Below are 18,836 nucleotides of genomic sequence, written 5' to 3' on the forward strand. Positions count from 1 at the left end.
AAACGTCCAGGGAACAAACAGTGCATCGGTTGATTAATCGGAATATCATCCCCCGATGATATAGCTCATGCTTAAGAGGCGCCTTCTCCCCCGAAGCGCCTCTTTTTTTTTGCGTCAAGAAAAGGCCCTCACAAAGGGCGCCAGTTGCGCTAGATCTCAAGCAGAACGATCAACCCCGGTCCGTTTCAATGGCCGCCCTCATTTCCAGCCGGAGCTGGCAACTGCTCCGGAACCAACTGAAGGCGAGGAAGTTTTGGTGGCAAGGAGAGATCTTCATGGCGCGATACTACTTTCACCTCCGTACCGACTCTGGCCGTGAGGACGATACTGAGGGAGCGGAATTCCCATCGGTTGACGCCGCGAAAGCCGAAGCCTCAAGAGCTGCCCGGGAAATGCTCTCTGACCGCGTGTGGAGCGGACAAGCTCTATTCGCCGACGCATTCGAGATTGCGACAGAGGAAGGGATCGTGGTTGCCACGGTGCCTTTTAAATCCGTTGCTCGCTTAAACTGATCCGACGAATTTTAGGTCTCGGTCCATTAACGCTGGGATCCCTTAGCGGTTAGCGGGATTGAGCCATTGAAAATCGAATAAGCAGGCTCTTGGAGTAGCAAGCTCGGCGCGTTTTTGGCAGCGTGAGCACGGGAATTAGTTGCCTTGATCTCCCGTCCCACCTTGACGCCTCGCCCTTACATCTTCTTCCCCCGACGGTTCTCATCCTCCAGAGCCTTCATCTGGCTGATCATCGACGCGTCCATGCCGCCGTATCTAGAGCGCCATTTGTAAAAGGACGCCGTGCTCATTCCATGTTCCCGACAAAGCTCGGGTACAGGAACACCTCCCTCAGCCTGGCGAAGGATTGCAAGGATTTGTGGTTCGCTAAATCTGCCCATCTTCATCGAATTCTCCTCGATCATAAAGCCCGAGAAAATTCTACTTTTGAAGCCCGTTAATTGCCGGGGGGATTATCGTCGGGCCGACACTGACGGGGTCGCGGTACGCTAAGAATATGAAACTGCATTGCGGATTTCAGCTCAAACTCATCCTCGTGGAACGAATCCGCGGCTCATCAATTTCTCAGTCGGCATTCAGCCCGTTGAGGAGAAAACACCATGAAAACCCTGTCCGATATTTTTGAGCACACATTGCAGGATGTTTATTACGCCGAGAACGCGATCACCAAAGCGCTGCCCAAGGTAGCCAAGGCTGCCAAGAGTGCGGAGCTGAAAAAGGCTGCCGAGGATCATCTGGCGGAAACAAAGGACCAGATCAAGAAGCTTGAGCTCGTCTTTAAGTCGATCGGCAAAAAGGCGTCGGGCGAAAAGTGCGATGCGATTGAAGGGCTGATCAAAGAGGCCGATGGTCTCATGGAAGAAGCCGAAGGCACTGCCCTTGATGCCGGCCTGCTTGCAGCGTGTCAGGCTGTTGAGCATTACGAGATCGCGCGCTACGGCTCGCTTCGTGAATGGGCCAAAGATCTTGGACATGACGAGGCTCATAAGATCCTGAGCGAAATTCTGGACCAGGAAAAGGCCACGAACAACAAGTTGACCAATTTGGCCGTGACCTCGATTAACAAAACAACTGCCCAGGCAAAGGCGGCTTAACACTCCCGCAGTCCGAAAATGGGGAGCCGGGCCAAGTCCGGCTCCCCATCGAGGATCGGCATCAATCCCCTCGAAGGAACGGCTTGCCTTGGCCGTAAAGTGGCTTAATCCTGTCAAGAATTCGCGCGTCCAGTTGAGCAATGATCGATTGGCCGTCCGTTCTGCGGCCCGCATTCTTGGAGATTTCATGAGCGATCCAGCGGTGGCGATTGCACAGGCGGCAGGCGGCGTTATAACGCCTTAAACGCCCGAGTGTGATTGGCCGGATGAAGCTGTCTCAAAAAGCTGAAGTCGGAGCCGCCGGTCACCCGCCCCTGCCCTGCCCTCGCAACCCCGGCCTATCGGTCAGGTCGAGGGCTGATCAACATGCCAGGCGAGCCTCCTAAAGGGACATTTCAACTTTGCGACACTGGCGACCCTTCGGCTTTGCCGCCATCTTTTTTGGTGGATATGAATAAGCAACAATATACAACTAAGCACGGTCGGTGGCCGACGAGACCATTTAAGTCAAATAGAGCCAAGAGTAACCTGGTACTAGATCATCCAAAGACGACAACCGTCCAATTGGAGCGTGAAAAAACCCGTTTTCATCTCAAAATAACAAGCTGGGGACCCTGCGAATCCTTGCAGATTTTTCGAATCTTATGATTCCGAACCAATTGTGATGCCTTGAAGCGAGCCGCCTGCTATGCGCCATGCTCCTGGCGACGCTTCGACGGCGCCCGCGTGGCTGCATGCAGCTCTCATCGTCGATTCAAATTGAGTGCCGGGGACCCTCGGAATCCTTCCGGATTTTTTGAGATTATGACTTTCAAAGCCGGCCATCCTTAACAAAACGCGAGGTTTCCCAAAGCAGGCACGATCGGGTAGCCGGAAACGACGAGACCCCGCATTTTGCGAGCTTAACAATCTTTTTTTATGGTTAATGGCCCCGACGTCTCTATCCGACTTCGGGCACCTCGGCGGGCCGACTCCCAGCGAGAAAATTCGAACAAACGGCGCTTGTATAACATCAAGTCGCTAAACCATTGAAGTATAATTTCTTTTCAAGGCTGTTTGGGGCGGAACTCTCGCCGATCTCGCAAATTTCGAGTGGTCTAACATTGGAGATTAAGATTAGAAACCAAATATATATCGCAAAATGCGTGGTATAAATGTTGATTGTTCAAATCTAGACGTTTAGAGAGTCGTTCTTGTACCGCTTATATCGATTTTATGCTTTATGAAAATGAGCAACCAAAGTACATGGGAGCAAGCTGCAATTTCGAGCAGCTTTTGATCATGCCATGCCCCCCGCATATTTGGCGTTCGGACATGGGCTCATCGTCAACGAGTATGGAGTACGACACATGGCGACTAAGTTTCCCCCGCGGTCTGAATGGGCCAAGTACAACAAGAAGACGCCAAAACGCCGCGCCACACACCGCGGCCCACTTGGGAAGGCAAAGGTCCTGACCCCCGAACAGTTCGATATGGCGGCGGAAAGAGCCCCCATCGACAACGTATTTGGCACCCGTGATCGGCTGTTTGTATTGCTGTCTCGCTTTTGCGGACTTCGCGCGCGAGAAATCGCGACGCTGCATGTCCATGACGTCACAGATGCAACTGGAGAGCTGTTGGACCACATTTCTGTCTCCAAGCGCGGTGCAAAATACGGGAAGGAGCGGACGGTGCGGATGCGTCCGGAACTGATCGAAGCTCTTCGCGACTATCTTGAACAAACGGCGATCACAGATGGTCCAATCTTCTGGTCCCAGCGCGGCATCCCAGCCAGCTCAAATTTGGTCCAAAAGCAGCTTAAGCGGCTCTACACCATTTGTGGCTTTAAAGGGGCTCGCTCGCACTCCGGCCGCCGCTACGCCATCACCACGATGGCACAGCACGCCAACACAGTCGGCGCTTCGCTCGAAGACGTGCGCATCTTTGCTGGCCACTCACGTATTACCACGACCGGATCCTACATCGAGGAGTCGCCGTTTGCGGCGAAGATGATAAATTTCCTCTGATCGGCAATCCAGGTTGCGCGAATTTTGCCAGCCAGGATCTTTCGGACGATCACGCCCTGTCGAGCAATTCCAAAGGGGCGGCGAATTCTATCGGCCGAGTTTGAGGTCAAGCCGACCTCCTCTGCATTGTTGATATCACCAGAAGCCCGCATCCGCGAATGGATGCGGGTTTTTCTTTGCGTCCAGGGAGCAGCATCCGCCAAATTGCCGCCAAGCGGATGCAGCTAAATGCGGTTTCCAGCACCCTGATCAAAGCCCTGCAAAGCCGCGTGTGCACCCCACATGCGGCTTTCACTTTTTGATGTCAAAACCAGTATGCCGAAACCACCACCCGTTAACCGAACCTGTTAAGGTTAAGAAAAACTAGACATGCGCCTATCGGAAAAATGCTGCGACCGGCATCCAAACCCTTGATTTCAAACGTTAACCAAATCCAGCATGATCCGGGCAGACATGCAGGTTTTGCGACGAGGCTCGATACACCTCGCATTACCACCGCATGCATCGAACGTCCGGGCCGTCTGGTTACCTGAGCAGCGGGATGTGTCGGGGGAGCTGACGGATCCTTGGTCGACATCGAGTGGACGAAACGGGCGCTGGAATAAGAGGCAAGCATATTCCGAATGTAAGCTCGACGTGGCAACTCTCGTTGCCGCAGTCGCACGGCATTGAGCAAAGCTGAGTTCATTTCAGTGCGACGGGCGCCGCGAGAGCCTGCGGGAACATGTCTTCCCCGTAATGGTGCAGTCGGGTGTGATGCCGCCTGCACAGCCAGCGGACGACGAGAGGCTTGTCGTAGTGATCGTGATGCGCATCAACCGCTTCGATACCGCAGACCTCACAGGCCTGCTTCTCCAACGTCCCAGCGTTCAGCGCTTTTTGAACCGCCAAATGAGCGCCGTATTTTATCGGGTTTGCTCGGCGCCAGTCCGCCTGCCGCGTCTCGCTTTCGATCATGATGTTGCCCAGTCACACTTCGAATATCAAAATGGTTCGACCTAATTGCGGGCGAAACATAGCACGCCGTCCACAACTTCAAAACGGTCGCATAGCGCGGCCTTGGTATGCGCTTCTCAAGCGTAGCGATGATGGGACCGATAGTCTATCCGATCGAATTCAACGCCAAGACGATTGGTCTCTGGGAAGCCTTCCGTCCGGATCATGGACATCGACACGGTCGCCATCGTGGAGATTGTTGGTGAAGACGACGAGGTTCGTCCCTCCCGCATGCCGCAGTGATGGAAAGAGAATACCCTTGTAGCCAGCTGTGATGGCCAGATCCGAAAGCGACCAGGATGCCGGCGTTTTGCGATCGATCCTGGCAATCTTGCGCCAGGCGCAATCCCATTCCGCCCATCTCTGATCCCATATCAGCGGATCAAACCCTTCCGATAAGTCTACGACTGGATCCAACGCGACCGTATATGCTGCCAGTGTTGCCGGCGGCGTGATGGATGCGCCCTGGCGATATTCCTCGAGCGCGGTCTGGGCAGCCCTCGAGAGATACAAAGCTTCCATCCCGGGTCGGTTGAAACGGCCACCGTCGGTCGCAGCCCCTGCCCCACTGGTTGGCAAATGGGCCCATTTAGGCGTGAGAAAGCGGTGAAAAATCTCATCCGCCGGGCCTAGACGTGTAAGCCTCACCCGCGCGCGCCGTTACCAAGGTCTCGGATAAAAGCCAGAACGGCCTCGACATGCCCTTCGGCGACAAGTTCGGCAGCCGTCTTGTGCTCGTAGTCGCTGATCGGCTCGTTTCGATACCAGTAGATCGCTTTATCGAGAGTTCCAGTTAGTTCGGCAGCCGCGGAAATGACCTTGATCATTTCCCGCATGCGACCTTGGAGCCGCTCAGAGGACGGATTGCGCAATGTGTTGCGATGAACGCCCGTTAGCTGTGCAAGTCCGGTCACTGGCACGCCAAGCGCCTTCGACAACCGATTGGGAGAAATATACGGTGTCCGTGGCTCCTGCAGGCTATCAACAAAGCCGGAGACCACGTTTGTATGTGCCATCATAGCCTGGACCAAAGTTATCACTCCGCAAAACAATAAGCACAATATATGCACATTTTTGCGCACATCAACACCCTATGCAAACTGTCGTGGATTGCTAAATCGCCTGAAGTCGCCGATCTCCGATACCAAGGTCACCGCCGAGATCTGTGCGACGCCGCGCAGAGCCTGGATTGCTTCGACGACAGGATTGAGCGACCAGTTCGGCAGGAGGTCGACCATCTGGCGGGTTAGCCTGTCGCGCCGTTCCTCTATTTGTTCGATCGAGTGAATGTATTCCTCCATGGCGATCTGCTGCGCCCGGTGATCGAAACGCAGCGTCGCCAGCCAGTTTCTGTGCGCCTTGCTCCAATGGGAACGACCTTCGAATGCCCGACCGTGCCGAAGCAGGAATGACAAGAGATGCTGGTGTGCACGGCGCAAATCCGAGACCGTCGCATGGAAAGATGGCGCGATAGTCTGGAAATTTGGTACCCCGCCAGGATTTGAACCCGCGACCACCTGATAGCAATTCAGGTGGTCAACCAACAAGCGGGAGAAAAGGCCGCGCATTGTTCCCCTCGGTCATACAAACGAATGGGGCAGTGCGAATTCATGCGAGGAAATCCTGTCGCGGTGATATTAATCACTCTCCGGCAGGCAATGTTGCCAAGGCCGGCCATCCTTGAACTGGATTCACCCTTGAATATTCCCATCTGGACGAAACCTGCACTGAACGGTGCGGTTGTCGGTGAGCTTGCAATGGCAGTGGTCGGTTTTACATGGGGCGGCTGGGTAACTGGCGGCACCTCCCGCAAGAACTCCGCAACCGAGACATCCACCGGTGTCGCGATGGCCTTGACGCCCTACTGCATCGAGAAATCCAAGGCCGATCCGCTGGCAGCCGCGGTGTTAACCGAATTCAAGGCAGCCGGCAGCTACGCCCGAAGCGGTATCGTTGAAAAGGCCGGCTGGGCTACTCCTCTCGGGGCCGACAAACCAAATGGTGAGTTGGCAAAATCGTGCCAATTGGAAATCAGCAAAACACTTTGACGTGGTCGAGGGGAATACCGTCTCGTGACCATCTCGACTGCTGTCCAGTATGTCGTGCCGACGATCGGTGTTTTCAGAGGCGGGGCCTGCAGCTGGTCGCCGTTCTTGTTGGTTTCCCACGTATGGAAGCCATAGCTCGCAGATGCCTACAATCCGCGCACCGCTCTTACACGCCATATCAAAGGATGACCAATGTCAAAATCCATCGATGAACGTCTCAACAAGCTTCTTGCTTTGGGAGGCCGTATTGAAGGGGAGGCAAAACGCAAGCAGCATGAGGCTGACCTCGTCAAATCCAGAAAGGCGGAACGGAAGCAGTGGGTGGAGACGAGCTGGGTTCAGACGTTCCGGCCGAAGATTGAAAGCGCAATCGATACGCTAAACCAGAAACTGCAAATGGCCGACATGCCGAAACTGCGGCTTACAGAGCCGGCGCCGGGCACATCGGCAAAGGTCGAGATGGAACTTGCAAGCGAGTTTTCCGGACGGTCGATCCGAAGCGCGGTCAGCCTGACTGACGACCATATCCAGTTTCAACACTATCGGCACTCATCTTCGCAAAGTGTTTCGGTTGGTCACAGCGTAATCGGCCTGAATGATTTCAGCCTGGAAAAGGTGAATGAGGTTCTCATTGATGTGCTCGAAGCTTTCACTAGAGATTTCCCGCGATAGCAATCTCTGGTCGGCGTAACTCAATCAGGCGATTGGGAGCCACAACGGTGGCCGCCGTTTCGGTATAACGCCTATGGACTTCCTAACATTATTGCCTTGCGCTCCCCAACAACGATCACCTCAGCGGTGCGCAAGTGCCCGTTGCTTGATATGGGCCTGCCACGTCTTTGTCGCATCAAGCGCTACTTGTTGTGAAACGCGAACGTGAGTCTCGCTTGCCGGCGAACCACCGACGGGTCGAGTGGCGGATAAACTCTGTGCTCGGATCTCGTCGTTGACCAGCATCCCGAAGGAAGACGTCGTTCGCGCACGCGGCTTTGTCGGGTGCATCTATTCAAAGAGGTGGGCAGGGGCTTCGCGGGTCGTCAGTCCTTATGATGGCGCACAAGCGGCCATAGACGCCTATCCTGAGGCGTCCACAGACCGGAACGCCGCCAGAGTAGATGTGTTCGATTACATCGAGCGATACTATAACCCGAATCGTCGCCACTCGACATTGGGCTATCTCAGCCCCAATGACTTTGAAACCAAGGTGGGATTAGCTTAATCTCGTGTCCGAAAAACCGGCAGCAGGCCAAACAGCCGCGTCACCGCCAGCGTCTCACCCAATATCCGTGACCTACTCTGCGTCATTCCCCAACTTCGGATGCTGATCGTGCATGGCTATAGTGGCGCGTTCGCACCCTATGGCTTCAGCCTGTCATGTCCTGTTCAGTCGCGCGAGGGATCACCTCCGATAAGTATTGCTTATCGGTAGTGATCAAACCAACCCGTTGACCAGGTCGCAGGACGAGCTTATTTTGATGGTTTAAATGATCCTTCAAGGGCGCGCCGATGACCACGACGGTTAAGATTTCCGAAGCCAAGACCCATCTGTCCGAGCTGCTCGCCCGTGTCGAAGCAGGCGAAGACCTCATCATCACGCGAGGCAACGATCCCGTCGCACATGTTACGCGTATTCGCAAGCAAACCGACATGCAGTTGCTGCTTGCGGAGGTCAGAGCTGCGCGGCTTAAGGGGGCCTCGTCGACCCACGAGGAGCTTCTCACGTGGCGTGATGAAGGGCGTCGCTAATGTATTTCGTTGTTGATGCCTCAATGGCAGCCGCGTGGCTGCTGCCTGAGGAGCATTCGGACGCGGCAGAGGGCGTGATCGCATCGATGTCTGACCTATGTCCAGTGCCATCGCTATTCTGGTTTGAAATTCGCAATATTCTTGCCATGGCCGAACGCCGCGGCCGGATTGCTGCGGGCGGCGCCCTGATCAACATGGAGCGGCTGCGCCGCCTGCCGCTCGATGATGCCGGCATTGGAGGTGACGGCTCCGTTCTGATATTGGCCGCGGGCCACGCTCTCAGTGCTTACGATGCGGCCTATCTGGCGCTCGCCATCAATCGCGGAGTTCCGCTCGCCACGCTTGATCGCAAACTCGCCGCGGCCGCGCGCAAGGAAGGCGTGCCTGTCCTCGGCCCCTTCGCTCATGGCGACTAAGCGACCAGCCGGCGACGTTGTCGATCGCGGCGCCCAAGAGCTCGACACCATCGCCGCCGTTCTGCTGCTTGAGCGTCGCGACGAGTTGGCAAAGCTGCTCACCGACCAGGATGTCGAGACGCTGCGCCATTTGATCAACGAGGGCATGGGCGAAAACACGCTTCGCGCGCTGACCTCCGATCTGGCTTATCTGCAGGCGTGGTCGCTGGCAGCAACTGGCACCTCCCTCCCCTTCCCAGCGCCCGAAGCCCTGCTCCTGAAATTCGTCGCCCATCACCTGTGGCAGCCGCAACAGCGGGCAGTCGATCCCGACCACGGCATGCCTGATATCGTCGCGCAGAGCCTGCGTGAGCAGGGTTTTCTGCGATCTACCGGACCGCATGCGTCCGACACCGTGCGCCGTCGTCTGGCCTCCTGGTCAACGCTGACGAAATGGCGCGGGCTGGCCGGCTCGTTCTCCTCCCCTGCGCTGAAGTCGGCCATCCGGTTGGCAGTGCGAGCAAAGCCGCTTCCCCGCAACCGTAAGAGTACCAAAGCCGTGACGGGGGATGTGCTGGCCAAACTGCTCGCCACCTGCACCGGCGACAACCTCCGCGATCTGCGTGATCGTGCCATCCTCATGGTCGGCTTTGCGTCCGGCGGTCGTCGCCGCAGCGAAATCGCGGGTCTGCGCAAGGAGCAACTGACTATCGAGGCGCCGGTGACTGTCGAAGGCGGATCTCCCCTCCCCTCGCTGTCGATCCATCTTGGTAGAACCAAAACCAGTGTCGAGGATGATGAGGTCGTCTACCTGACGGGTCGTCCGGTGGACGCACTCAATGCGTGGCTTGTTGCCGGAAGAATTGACAGCGGCACTGTGTTTCGAGCCATTGATCGCTGGGGCAACGTTTCGAAGCGCGCGATCGATCCGAAGGCGATCAATGACATCCTCAAGCAACGAGCGGCCTTAGCCGGGTTGGAGCCATCGGAGTTTTCCGCGCACGGGCTACGCTCGGGATATCTCACCGAAGCGGCCAACCGCGGCATTCCTCTTCCCGAGGCAATGGAACAGTCGAGGCATCGTTCGGTTCAGCAGGCGTCCAGCTATTACAACAACGCCACACGGCGAAGCGGACGTGCGGCACGGTTGTTGACGTGACACTGTCCGTCAAAACATTCGAAGCGACTGCTGAAAGAACTCAACAAAACCACGCGCTGCGGGCTTGGCGGCCTGCCCACTGGGAAACAGCGGGGCATTCAATCCTAGCCACTTCCCAGTCTGCAGGAACGGGCGTTAGTTGGCCTTTCATGATATAAGTGCTGGTTGCCAAGATGCCGATGACTTTACGGGCAGTGGCCGAGCTCATCTCATACGGACAGACGATCTCCTTCGAAATTGACAGCCGTGCAGAATTTAATATTTTTCAACGGAAACAATTAGATATCCGAGTTCCAAAAGTTTGTCGTTTTTCACAGGAAGTAGCGCTTAAGCCGTTAACCATTCATTAACTAAAAACAATTTGCCGTCCTCCCAGAATCGGGCATATAAATAACGCTTATTAGCTGCGTTTAACGACAAAAGCGTTATTCCCCGGAACTGGCTCATGAATATGGCAATTACGATCGACACATTGGATTTTGATCAGGAGATACTTGAGCAGGGTGAGCTCATCTCCGACAATCTCAATATGCTTCGCCTCGAGCAATACCCGCCTGACGCGGAAAAGGGTCTGCGTCCTTTTTCACTAGCCGAGGTTGCTGAGTATCTAGGTGTGACTCAAAATCATATCAAGAAACTCCATTTAGAAGGGAAAGGCCCTGTTCCCACTACGACGTCATCAGGACGGCGGACCTACACAGCTGAGCAGATGCTCGAACTTAGGCAATTTCTCGACAAAAATGGCCGAAGTGACTTTAAACGTTACGTGCCCCATCGCCGCACTGGTGAGGAAATGCAAATTGTATCGGTCGTCAACTTCAAAGGCGGTTCGGGTAAAACCACAACCACCGCTCATCTGGCACAATATCTGGCACTGACCGGCCACAGGGTGCTTGCGATTGATCTCGACCCGCAAGCTTCGCTCACCGCGCTGCACGGCATTCAGCCCGAATTAGACAAGAATCCCTCTATGTTTGAGGCGCTTCGGTACGACGATGAAAGAAAATCGATCGGGAGCATTATCCAACCGACAAACTTTCCAGGGCTGGACATCATCCCTGCGAATCTTGAGCTACAAGAATATGAGTATCAAACGCCTCTGGCGGCGTCGAATAAAAGCTCGCCAGAGGGCAGGCTATTTTTCACTCGGATCTCTAATGCCCTTAAGGAAGTCGATGATCAATATGATGTGGTTGTCATCGATTGCCCACCGCAGCTTGGCTACTTGACACTGACTGCGTTGACAGCATCGACCTCAGTACTGATTACCGTGCATCCGCAAATGCTGGACATCATGTCAATGAGCCAGTTTTTGCTGATGCTCGGGGGCATTTTGCAATCGATTAAAGGAGCAGGGGCGCGAGTCAAATTGAACTGGTTCCGCTATTTGGTTACTCGATACGAGCCGACGGATGGCCCACAAGCACAGATGGTGGGCTTCATGCAAGCAATGTTCAACAAGCGAATGCTTCAGAACCAGATGTTGAAATCCACGGCAATCAGCGATGCTGGGATCACGAAGCAGACCTTGTATGAAGTGGAGAGAAGTCAGTTCACGCGCTCAACGTATGATCGAGCATTGGAGTGTCTCAACAGTGTAAATGCTGAGATTGCCGGACTAGTTCATAAAGCCTGGGGTCGGAAGTAATGCGAATCTTGACAGCCGTGCAGAATGACGAAAATCGTAATCAACATAACGATTTAGCGTTAGGGGGGACCTTTTATGGCCAGAAAGCATAGTTTGGCAAACTTTACGGTCCCGAATTCTGACGTCGCGCAAAAAACCACAGAGGCGCGTAGCGAATATACGAAACGCGGTGCTTCCCGATCGATGATCCAGTCACTGGATGAGATGGCGGAGAACACCGTGAGGTTGCTTGAGGGCGAAACCATTGTCGCGCTCGATCCCAATGTTCTCGATGCTTCCTTCATTTCAGACCGCATCGAAGACGATCCGCAAGATTTTGAATCTTTGCGAGAGGCGATTCGGCAGTCTGGCCAACTGACACCAATACTGGTGCGGCCAAATCCGGATGATCCGGATCGGTATATGATCGTGTTTGGTCATCGCCGCGCCCGCGCTGCCCGTGAGCTTGGCATCTCGGTACGAGCTGTAATCAAACCTTTCGAGGACATCGCTCATGTCATTGCGCAAGGACAGGAAAATACCGCTCGCGCCGACCTAACTTTTATTGAGAAGGCTCTCTTTGCCCATAAACTATCGAATAGTGCCATGACGAAAGAAACAATCAAAACGGCGCTAACAATCGACGACACGTTACTTTCCCGCATGCTCTCGGTAGTCGAGTGCGTCCCGGATGAGGTACTAAATGCCATCGGAGCAGGTAAGGGAGTCGGACGTGATCGTTGGGAGGAGTTGAAGAAGCTAATTCAACGCGGAACCAACGAGGAGCGGGCGGTGGCCTTCACTATGTCTCCCGCCTTTGAGAAAACAGCGCCCGAAGGCAGGTTCAACGCTCTTCTATCCGAACTTAAAAGCGCGAAACTGCCAAAGCGTGCAGGCCGAAAGCCGAGCGAGAAAACCTTCTCGATAGCAGACGATGCGGTTCGCATAACAACCCGTGAAGCAGGACGAACTTTTACGTTGGCACTGACTGCAAAGGAAGCGTCGACGTTCGGGACATTTGTCTCGGACCAACTGGAAGCACTTTACCGTGCTTTCCGTGACAGAGAGCAAGGACAGACAGGAGAATAATCGCAAAAGAAAAAAGCCCCCGAACGTCGCCGTCGCGGAAGCTTTCCTCGTAGTCTCAGCAACTCGAGAATCGCATTTCCCCGAATCACAGTCAAGAGTCTTTGGCATCGTTTTGGTGAGCGGATTTCTTTTGCCTTTTGAAAGGTGAAGGAAATGCAGAGTGGAAGTGTGACGACGCCCTTTGGGCGGCGGCCGATGACGCTTGCCTTGATCAGGGGACAGCTGGAGACAGCGGGCGCCAAGCAGGGCAGGTCGGTCGACAAATGGAAGATCTACCGTGACGCCTGCGACGCACGCACGAGGTTTGGCCTGCGGGACCGTGCCCTGGCGGTTCTCAACGCCTTGCTGACGTTTTATCCGGAGACCGAACTGAGCGACGACGAAAACCTCGTGGTGTTTCCGTCGAATGCGCAGCTGACAGCACGCGCCAACGGTATTGCCGGCACGACACTTCGCGAGAACCTGGCACTGCTGGTCGATGCTGGCCTGATCCACCGAAACGACAGCCCGAATGGCAAGCGTTATGCCCGCAAGGGCAGGGACGGGGCGATCGAAACCGCCTATGGCTTCAGCCTGGCTCCGCTTCTCGCGCGCGCCGAAGAGCTTGCGCTGATGGCGCAGGATGTCGCCGAAGAGCGACGGCGCCTCAAAATCCTGAAAGAACGGATCTCGCTGCGCCGTAGAGATATCCGCAAGCTGATCTCTGCCGCCATGGAGGAGGGGGCTTCCGGTGACTGGGGCATGGTTGAAGGTCACTACATCGCCGCTGTCGGACGTCTTTCGAAGGTAAAATCCGGTGAGGAACTGTCCGGATGCGCCGAGGAACTCGACCTTCTGCATGAAGAAGTGGTCAACCTGCTGGAACTTCAGCTGATTTCAGAAAAAACCGTCACCATTGATGGCGAATACCGTCAGCACATACAGAATTCAAAAACCGAATCCAGCTATGAACTTGAACCTCGCTCTGAAAACGAGCAGGGCGAACCGGCCGTGCCAGACAACCAGCCGAAGCGGGAGACGCCGCAGGTGTTTCCGTTGGGACTGGTGTTGCGAGCCTGCCCGGAGATGTCCGCTTACGGGCAGGGGGGCAAGATCGAGAACTGGCGCGACATGCGCTCAGCTGCCGTGGTGGTGCGATCGATGCTCGGGGTCAGCCCGTCGGCCTACGAGGAGGCCTGCGAAGCGCTTGGGGCCGAGAATGCCGCGGTCGCGATTGCTTGCATTCTCGAGCGGGCCGGGCACATCAACTCGGCCGGCGGCTATCTGCGGGATCTCACGGCGCGCGCGCGGCGAGGGGAGTTTTCCATTGGACCGATGCTGATGGCGTTGCTGCGGCTCAACGGGACGGTGCAGCAGAAAACCGGGTGAGGGCAGGCGGACGCAGAGTTCAACACTACTGGTTTGGGACGAACAGAATGAGCTCACAGTACGACATGTTTGAGATCGAGCAGCGCCCGGCGCCAACGGGAAACAGGTCATGGAATTAGTCAAAGAAGGTCGCCGCTATCGCTGGATCGCTTGCGACCTCGCCATCACCAAGAATATGGTTGCCGATATAGCGATCCGAAGTCGTGTTGAAAACAAAAGACAAAGTCCGGCCCACTACCACCTTTCAGCCGGTTCTCAGCAAGGACCTAACGGGTGGCATACCAGCGATTATGCGTCGCGATAGGTGAACCGATGAAGATACTCGCAATTTCAGGCAGCGCACGCCGACTGTCCACCAACACTGCATTGTTGAAGGCGATGCAGGTCATAGCTCCCACAGGTATCGTCATTGATGTGTTCGATGGCATAGGGGATTTGCCTGTCTTTTCGCCCGATCTCGAAGGTTCTGACGAGCCGGATAACGTACGGATTTTTAAACAGGCGATTTCGGAAAGTGACGGGTTACTCATTTCCAGCCCCGAATACGTTCGCAGCATCCCCGGCGGCTTGAAAAATGCGATCGATTGGCTCGTTTCAGGGGATCAGGTGATTGGGAAATCCATTGCTCTTGTCCATGCCTCGCACCGCGGAGACGACATGTTAAACATCCTGCGAACGGTGCTTGCGACGGTAAGTCCCAATTTCAATGAAGGCCTGTTCTTTCGATTTCCGGTGATGAAGAATACGCCGGAACAGATCCTTGAGATTCTCCGGGCCCCTTCCAATCGCGAAAGGGCCGAAAGATTTCTCAAGGACTTCGCTTCCTTCTGTCAGAATCCAAGTGTTGATAGTCCGACCTTCCAACTGGGACGTTAGTCAGCGAGTGTATCCGACGGGGTTGGGGTGTATAACCCGCGAAAATTACACCGCAAGCGAAAACGCTTCGAGTGTCATTTCGCCCCTGCTTGAACCGATGTGGACCGCTCCGAGCAGAACGGCGATTTATTTCTTGACGATACCCAATTGACCGAGAAGGGTCAGGTTGTCTTCGATGTGCCAGTTATCCGTGACTTTGCCGTCGGTGATCTTGAGCAGGTCTGTTGCGATAAACCTTACTGCCTGACCATGGCCCTGGACGTCGCCGAAGTTCCCAGTGAAATGACCCGTAAACTCCATATGGACGGTGACGTAATCACCGCTGAAAATCATTTTCCTGATTTCCACTTTCAGGTCCGGGACGGCTACCCTAAAGTTCTTTGACGCGAATGCTGGCCCCTGAGGCCCCTGGGGCCGACCTTCAGGAAGAGTGTGGTCGGTAAATGTGGAGCCGATGGCTTGATCCAGCAACTTCACATCTCCGGTGTTCCAAAAGTCATAAAAGGTCGTCGCCGCCTTTTCAGTCTGCGCTTCGACTGCCTTGTCCGACCCGTGAACGACGTCGTGGATCTTGACCTTTTCCTGTGCTGCGACTGTCGTGGCACCAGCGAGGCAAGTCACCAATACGATCATCGGAACGCTGAGTTTGTTCAGAATGTACACTGGTTTACTCTTCATGTTGGATTGTAGTTTGATAGGGCATGATCGAAGAATTCGTTTTCAAACCCGGCATGTAAGCCACCTCTGGCGAGCAGACGCTCCATGGGGTTCTCGCCGGCCTAGAGGCAGAATCCGGGAAACTCGAAGTCAGGGCGGAAACCCGACTTCAGCCCCAGAATTTGCTCCAAGAACGCGCGTGTTTCCTAAAGTTTCGCGGTGCGGAGAGTGACGTGATCGAGAGCTGCCAGCATTAGGCGATCACGCCGCCACCATCGACGCGAACCGTTGAACCGGTCGCAAATGGGGTGGTCATCAAGAACACGACGGCGTTGGCGATATCGGACGGTTCACCTATCGTCCTCGCTGGCAAGTTGTTAGCCACGCGTTCAAACATAGCTTCTTTTGCTGCCAGGTCCATTTTGCCCCAAAGCGGCGTGTTGATTAGGCCGGGGGAGACGGTGTTCACCCTTACTGGCGAAAACTCAAGCGCCAAGCCTCGTGCCAAAGCTTCAAGGGCGGCATTGATTGCGCCCTGGAGCACAGATGTTGCCGATGGTCGCTCGCTCAAGAAACCCGATACGAAGGTGAGGGTGCCTCGTTCTTTGATCCTAGCCTCCTTGGCAATCCTATACGCGCCCCAGAATTTGCTTTCCATTGCGCGCTTGGCGTCCTCGAGTGGAAGGATGCGGAGAGAACCGGAGGGGGTTTGCGCGGCGGAAACGACGACGTGGTCGAATGAATCACGAGCGCTGAAGAACTTCTGAACCTCGCCATTGTCGGACGTGTCCAAGGCAGCGATTTCCACACCATTGCCGATGGTGGAAGCGGCTGCGTCAAGCTTTTCAAGCGACCGGGAAACGATCGTAACACGGGCTCCCAGTTCGGATGCCTGTGTTGCAACAGCAAGACCAATTCCCGAACTTCCGCCAACGACGAGAACGCGCGAGTCCAACAGCTTCGACATATTTTAACTCCTTGTGAATGGATCGTCTTAGACAAGATAGCCTCCTACTCTTGCAGCAAGAATAGCTGTTGCGAGCGAGGGTCTGTTGCTATATCGGCAAGAGTATGAGTGATAATTTGCTCGAAATGCGGATCTTCGTGCGGGTCATGATGTCAGGAAGTCTTTCGCGAGCAGCGAGGGACACCGGGCTCTCGCTGACCGTGATCAGCCGAAAACTTTCACGTTTGGAGGATCGCCTTGGCGTGCGGCTTATCAACCGCACAACACGGTCTCTTTCGGCAACAGAGGAAGGACAACGCTTTTACGAACGATGCTCGAGAATTCTCGACGAGATTGACGAGGCGGAGGCTGAAGTTTCCAGCGGAAGCGAAACGGCTACAGGTCTCTTGAAGATTACCACAACCTTTGCGTTTGGGAGTCGGTGGCTCGTCCCGCTAATGGAGGAGTTCCAACAACAGCATCCAAATCTCGTGCTGCAACTGGATACCAACGATGGTATCGCGAATATCGTCGAGAGCGGCTACGATCTCGCCATAAGGTTTGGCGAGCTCTCGGATTCGAGTCTGATTGCGCGAAGATTAGCGTCCAACCGCCGTGTTATCTGCGGCGCTCCAAGTTATCTAGCGAAGCGAGGACGGCCTGTCACAATCGAGGACCTCGTTGCGCACGACGCAATCGTCTTCGGCGAACCGATGAACACGCAGTGGTCCTTCGTTGACGACCGTGTCGTCAATGTTAATTGGAAGATCGCTCTCAATAACGGTGAGTTGGCACACCAGTCCGCCTTGCGCGGTCACGGCCTTGTTCTGAAGTCGATCTGGGATGTAGAGGATGATGTTCGGTCTGGAAGATTGGAGATTGTCCTTCCGGAGGTCTCTGCGCTCGCTGCGCCGTTACATGCTGTCTATCCCCACAACCGCCTGTCTGCCGCTAAGCTAAGGTTATGTATCGATTTCCTCGCGGACCGACTGAAATTGGCGCAAGCGCAATTTGACTACGAGTTGCGGGGGCGGAGCCGGTCGTAGGTTGGCATTTGCGGGCCAGCTGCTGCGGCAATTTCCAAAAACGTGCTTGCACAGCAACCGCCCAAGCCTGACCACCCGTGGACGGCTGCGTGGCGCCCAAGACGCCAGTACGGGATGGCGGGCTGCAAGGGCGCGTTGGCAAAGGTCGAATGTCCACCAACACTGCATTGTTGAAGGCGATGCAGGTCATATTGCCAACGGCAAGGTGGCTCTCAACTTTGATCTACCTGTGGGCGCATGAGGCATGGAAAAATCCGAAACCGAGAATGCCATCCGCTCCCTGAGTGCGATATGGTTTCGAACTCTGACCGATAAAGAAATGGATCATCCGACCTTCAGATCGTTTAAAGCCTGGCTTCGACAGAACGGGCATGGCCATACCCTCGACTTCCACTCCGCAGGGGGCGCAGATCATGATGCCGAAGTGTGGTTCAACGAGGCGTTGCGCCGGCGTTGGCGGTGGTAAATGCAGACGCAATCTACGCCCGTGGTGAGGCGATATGCTGGCTTCTGTCGCCCAGCGGTCGCTGCGTTCGGGATTCTAGAAGCTCGGCGACCGCCAGCGGGAAGACGTCGGAGCTGATCGAGAGCACCCGTGGTCCAACCCGTTGGCGCAGATCCTTTGCCTCTGGGAGATAGACCTGGATTTCATACGGTGTGATCCGGCGTGGTTATCCGTGCGATTTCCGCAAGAAGTTCATCTTCCGAAGTGAACGGTACAGGCTGGGTCTGACCCTTGCCCGATGCTACCGAAATTCGCTTCTGCTTGAGCCGCTCTTTGCAGATGATCCGATACCGCCGACGCACTTCTACCATGTCGACGTCTCCTTCAATCCAGAGTTCGACCAATGCCATGAAGTCCGCATCGCGGTCGATCGCATGACCTGCAGCTGCTTCCGTTGTTATCAGGTGCTGCATTAACGCGCGGCGACGATCCGTGCTCATTATGTTCTCCGCTTGATCCATGAAAAGTCCCGGCGAAACGCCCCGTGCTTTTCACTGCATGGTGAAAATATCAGGCGACCCTCTTTTTGACAGTCCTCACGATCGGCCGAACGTTCGCCAATCGCGTCGGGGGTCGTTGCGGCCTTGCGCAGGGCGGTCATCTGCATCGACAAAACCGTCAGGCCACGTGGCCAGACTTGACGAACGTCCCGGTCCGTATCCGACAACAATCGGGGGTGGGTTCGATCGTTGCCATGATCGGCCGACAGGAAAAACCCCGCCGTGTGAGGCAAAGTGCCATCCCACACTTGGCTGCAATGTGGGTG

Annotated in this window: 21 protein-coding genes and 2 pseudogenes; 15 read left to right on the top strand and 8 right to left on the bottom strand. The window is 55.2% G+C overall.

Annotation, left to right across the window (positions count from 1 at the left end; genetic code table 11):
* The first annotated feature begins 275 nt into the window (after nucleotides 1–275).
* Complete coding sequence (locus QO002_RS30245; RefSeq protein WP_307237317.1) at nucleotides 276–512, top strand: DUF6894 family protein; 237 nt, start codon at nucleotides 276–278, stop codon at nucleotides 510–512.
* Nucleotides 513–691: 179 nt separating this feature from the next.
* Here the strand turns inward: QO002_RS30245 and QO002_RS30250 are convergent.
* Nucleotides 692–898 (bottom strand): annotated as a pseudogene (locus tag QO002_RS30250) (transposase); the annotation flags it as partial.
* A gap of 213 nt (nucleotides 899–1,111) precedes the next feature.
* Between QO002_RS30250 and QO002_RS30255 the strand changes: the two are divergent.
* The gene (locus QO002_RS30255) at nucleotides 1,112–1,606 is read left to right on the top strand and encodes a YciE/YciF ferroxidase family protein (RefSeq protein ID WP_307235894.1); all 495 of its coding nucleotides are present in this window, start codon (nucleotides 1,112–1,114) and stop codon (nucleotides 1,604–1,606) included.
* Between the two features lie 1,349 nt (nucleotides 1,607–2,955).
* Entirely contained in the window at nucleotides 2,956–3,612 is a 657-nt protein-coding gene (locus QO002_RS30260; protein WP_307237320.1) for a tyrosine-type recombinase/integrase, read from the top strand.
* Nucleotides 3,613–4,296: 684 nt separating this feature from the next.
* On the opposite strand, the gene QO002_RS30265 is transcribed toward QO002_RS30260, so the two are convergent.
* From QO002_RS30265 to QO002_RS30280, 4 genes are all read right to left on the bottom strand, one after another.
* Complete coding sequence (locus tag QO002_RS30265; protein WP_307237323.1) at nucleotides 4,297–4,569, bottom strand: hypothetical protein; 273 nt, start codon at nucleotides 4,567–4,569, stop codon at nucleotides 4,297–4,299.
* 159 nt (nucleotides 4,570–4,728) lie between these two features.
* The gene (locus tag QO002_RS30270; RefSeq protein WP_307237326.1) at nucleotides 4,729–5,256 is read right to left on the bottom strand and encodes an RES family NAD+ phosphorylase; all 528 of its coding nucleotides are present in this window, start codon (nucleotides 5,254–5,256) and stop codon (nucleotides 4,729–4,731) included.
* Nucleotides 5,253–5,627: a hypothetical protein gene (locus tag QO002_RS30275; protein WP_307237329.1), complete on the bottom strand. Its 375-nt coding sequence runs from the start codon at nucleotides 5,625–5,627 to the stop codon at nucleotides 5,253–5,255. The genes QO002_RS30270 and QO002_RS30275 overlap by 4 nt, the downstream gene beginning before the upstream one ends.
* Before the next feature lie 72 nt (nucleotides 5,628–5,699).
* Nucleotides 5,700–6,023, bottom strand: coding sequence for a transposase (locus QO002_RS30280; RefSeq protein ID WP_307237332.1), 324 nt, complete (start codon nucleotides 6,021–6,023; stop codon nucleotides 5,700–5,702).
* A gap of 282 nt (nucleotides 6,024–6,305) precedes the next feature.
* Here QO002_RS30280 and QO002_RS30285 point away from each other — a divergent pair, with 282 nt between their 5' ends.
* The 10 genes and pseudogenes from QO002_RS30285 (at nucleotide 6,306) to QO002_RS30330 (ending at nucleotide 14,916) form a co-directional block, all read left to right on the top strand.
* Nucleotides 6,306–6,656: a hypothetical protein gene (locus tag QO002_RS30285; RefSeq protein WP_307237336.1), complete on the top strand. Its 351-nt coding sequence runs from the start codon at nucleotides 6,306–6,308 to the stop codon at nucleotides 6,654–6,656.
* Nucleotides 6,657–6,848: 192 nt separating this feature from the next.
* Nucleotides 6,849–7,328, top strand: a complete 480-nt coding sequence (locus tag QO002_RS30290; protein WP_307237339.1) for a hypothetical protein — start codon at nucleotides 6,849–6,851, stop codon at nucleotides 7,326–7,328.
* A gap of 424 nt (nucleotides 7,329–7,752) precedes the next feature.
* Nucleotides 7,753–7,875, top strand: a pseudogene (locus QO002_RS30295) (IS3 family transposase); the annotation flags it as partial.
* A gap of 287 nt (nucleotides 7,876–8,162) precedes the next feature.
* Entirely contained in the window at nucleotides 8,163–8,402 is a 240-nt protein-coding gene (locus tag QO002_RS30300) for a type II toxin-antitoxin system Phd/YefM family antitoxin (protein ID WP_307237342.1), read from the top strand.
* Nucleotides 8,402–8,818: a type II toxin-antitoxin system VapC family toxin gene (locus QO002_RS30305; protein ID WP_307237345.1), complete on the top strand. Its 417-nt coding sequence runs from the start codon at nucleotides 8,402–8,404 to the stop codon at nucleotides 8,816–8,818. Before QO002_RS30300 ends, QO002_RS30305 begins: the two co-directional genes overlap by 1 nt.
* Nucleotides 8,808–9,956 (top strand): site-specific integrase, encoded by a 1,149-nt coding sequence (locus QO002_RS30310; protein WP_307237348.1) that lies wholly within the window; start codon nucleotides 8,808–8,810, stop codon nucleotides 9,954–9,956. The genes QO002_RS30305 and QO002_RS30310 overlap by 11 nt, the downstream gene beginning before the upstream one ends.
* Nucleotides 9,957–10,401: 445 nt before the next feature.
* Entirely contained in the window at nucleotides 10,402–11,604 is a 1,203-nt protein-coding gene (gene repA, locus QO002_RS30315; protein WP_307237352.1) for a plasmid partitioning protein RepA, read from the top strand.
* 75 nt (nucleotides 11,605–11,679) lie between these two features.
* The gene (repB, locus tag QO002_RS30320; protein ID WP_307237355.1) at nucleotides 11,680–12,672 is read left to right on the top strand and encodes a plasmid partitioning protein RepB; all 993 of its coding nucleotides are present in this window, start codon (nucleotides 11,680–11,682) and stop codon (nucleotides 12,670–12,672) included.
* A gap of 153 nt (nucleotides 12,673–12,825) precedes the next feature.
* On the top strand, nucleotides 12,826–14,040 hold the full coding sequence (gene repC, locus QO002_RS30325; protein WP_307237358.1) for a plasmid replication protein RepC: 1,215 nt from the start codon (nucleotides 12,826–12,828) through the stop codon (nucleotides 14,038–14,040).
* Nucleotides 14,041–14,352: 312 nt separating this feature from the next.
* Nucleotides 14,353–14,916, top strand: coding sequence for an NADPH-dependent FMN reductase (locus tag QO002_RS30330; protein ID WP_307237361.1), 564 nt, complete (start codon nucleotides 14,353–14,355; stop codon nucleotides 14,914–14,916).
* A 126-nt stretch (nucleotides 14,917–15,042) separates the two neighbouring features.
* Here the strand turns inward: QO002_RS30330 and QO002_RS30335 are convergent, their stop codons facing one another.
* Nucleotides 15,043–15,579, bottom strand: coding sequence for an ester cyclase (locus QO002_RS30335; RefSeq protein WP_307237364.1), 537 nt, complete (start codon nucleotides 15,577–15,579; stop codon nucleotides 15,043–15,045).
* Nucleotides 15,580–15,826: 247 nt separating this feature from the next.
* Nucleotides 15,827–16,540, bottom strand: a complete 714-nt coding sequence (locus QO002_RS30340) for an SDR family oxidoreductase (protein WP_307237367.1) — start codon at nucleotides 16,538–16,540, stop codon at nucleotides 15,827–15,829.
* Between the two features lie 104 nt (nucleotides 16,541–16,644).
* Here QO002_RS30340 and QO002_RS30345 point away from each other — a divergent pair, with 104 nt between their 5' ends.
* Nucleotides 16,645–17,565, top strand: coding sequence for a LysR family transcriptional regulator (locus QO002_RS30345; protein WP_307237370.1), 921 nt, complete (start codon nucleotides 16,645–16,647; stop codon nucleotides 17,563–17,565).
* A gap of 244 nt (nucleotides 17,566–17,809) precedes the next feature.
* Nucleotides 17,810–18,031: a hypothetical protein gene (locus tag QO002_RS30350; RefSeq protein WP_307236370.1), complete on the top strand. Its 222-nt coding sequence runs from the start codon at nucleotides 17,810–17,812 to the stop codon at nucleotides 18,029–18,031.
* A gap of 182 nt (nucleotides 18,032–18,213) precedes the next feature.
* Here the strand turns inward: QO002_RS30350 and QO002_RS30355 are convergent, their stop codons facing one another.
* Nucleotides 18,214–18,510 (bottom strand): hypothetical protein, encoded by a 297-nt coding sequence (locus tag QO002_RS30355; RefSeq protein WP_307236367.1) that lies wholly within the window; start codon nucleotides 18,508–18,510, stop codon nucleotides 18,214–18,216.
* Between the last annotated feature and the right edge of the window lie 326 nt (nucleotides 18,511–18,836).

It is taken from the genome of Pararhizobium capsulatum DSM 1112 (assembly GCF_030814475.1).
Lineage (GTDB): Bacteria > Pseudomonadota > Alphaproteobacteria > Rhizobiales > Rhizobiaceae > Pararhizobium > Pararhizobium capsulatum.

Excerpts from the sequence above, each read along its gene's own strand:
- QO002_RS30305 (WP_307237345.1), top strand. The coding sequence starts at position 8,402 with ATGTATTTCGTTGTTGATGCCTCAATGGCAGCCGCGTGGCTGCTGCCT.
- repB (WP_307237355.1), top strand. The coding sequence starts at position 11,680 with ATGGCCAGAAAGCATAGTTTGGCAAACTTTACGGTCCCGAATTCTGAC.
- QO002_RS30350 (WP_307236370.1), top strand. The coding sequence starts at position 17,810 with ATGGAAAAATCCGAAACCGAGAATGCCATCCGCTCCCTGAGTGCGATA.
- repC (WP_307237358.1), top strand. The coding sequence starts at position 12,826 with ATGCAGAGTGGAAGTGTGACGACGCCCTTTGGGCGGCGGCCGATGACG.
- QO002_RS30300 (WP_307237342.1), top strand. The coding sequence starts at position 8,163 with ATGACCACGACGGTTAAGATTTCCGAAGCCAAGACCCATCTGTCCGAG.
- QO002_RS30310 (WP_307237348.1), top strand. The coding sequence starts at position 8,808 with ATGGCGACTAAGCGACCAGCCGGCGACGTTGTCGATCGCGGCGCCCAA.
- repA (WP_307237352.1), top strand. The coding sequence starts at position 10,402 with ATGAATATGGCAATTACGATCGACACATTGGATTTTGATCAGGAGATA.
- QO002_RS30345 (WP_307237370.1), top strand. The coding sequence starts at position 16,645 with ATGAGTGATAATTTGCTCGAAATGCGGATCTTCGTGCGGGTCATGATG.
- QO002_RS30340 (WP_307237367.1), bottom strand. The coding sequence starts at position 16,540 with ATGTCGAAGCTGTTGGACTCGCGCGTTCTCGTCGTTGGCGGAAGTTCG.
- QO002_RS30330 (WP_307237361.1), top strand. The coding sequence starts at position 14,353 with ATGAAGATACTCGCAATTTCAGGCAGCGCACGCCGACTGTCCACCAAC.
- QO002_RS30355 (WP_307236367.1), bottom strand. The coding sequence starts at position 18,510 with ATGAGCACGGATCGTCGCCGCGCGTTAATGCAGCACCTGATAACAACG.
- QO002_RS30275 (WP_307237329.1), bottom strand. The coding sequence starts at position 5,627 with ATGATGGCACATACAAACGTGGTCTCCGGCTTTGTTGATAGCCTGCAG.
- QO002_RS30290 (WP_307237339.1), top strand. The coding sequence starts at position 6,849 with ATGTCAAAATCCATCGATGAACGTCTCAACAAGCTTCTTGCTTTGGGA.
- QO002_RS30245 (WP_307237317.1), top strand. The coding sequence starts at position 276 with ATGGCGCGATACTACTTTCACCTCCGTACCGACTCTGGCCGTGAGGAC.
- QO002_RS30255 (WP_307235894.1), top strand. The coding sequence starts at position 1,112 with ATGAAAACCCTGTCCGATATTTTTGAGCACACATTGCAGGATGTTTAT.
- QO002_RS30265 (WP_307237323.1), bottom strand. The coding sequence starts at position 4,569 with ATGATCGAAAGCGAGACGCGGCAGGCGGACTGGCGCCGAGCAAACCCG.
- QO002_RS30260 (WP_307237320.1), top strand. The coding sequence starts at position 2,956 with ATGGCGACTAAGTTTCCCCCGCGGTCTGAATGGGCCAAGTACAACAAG.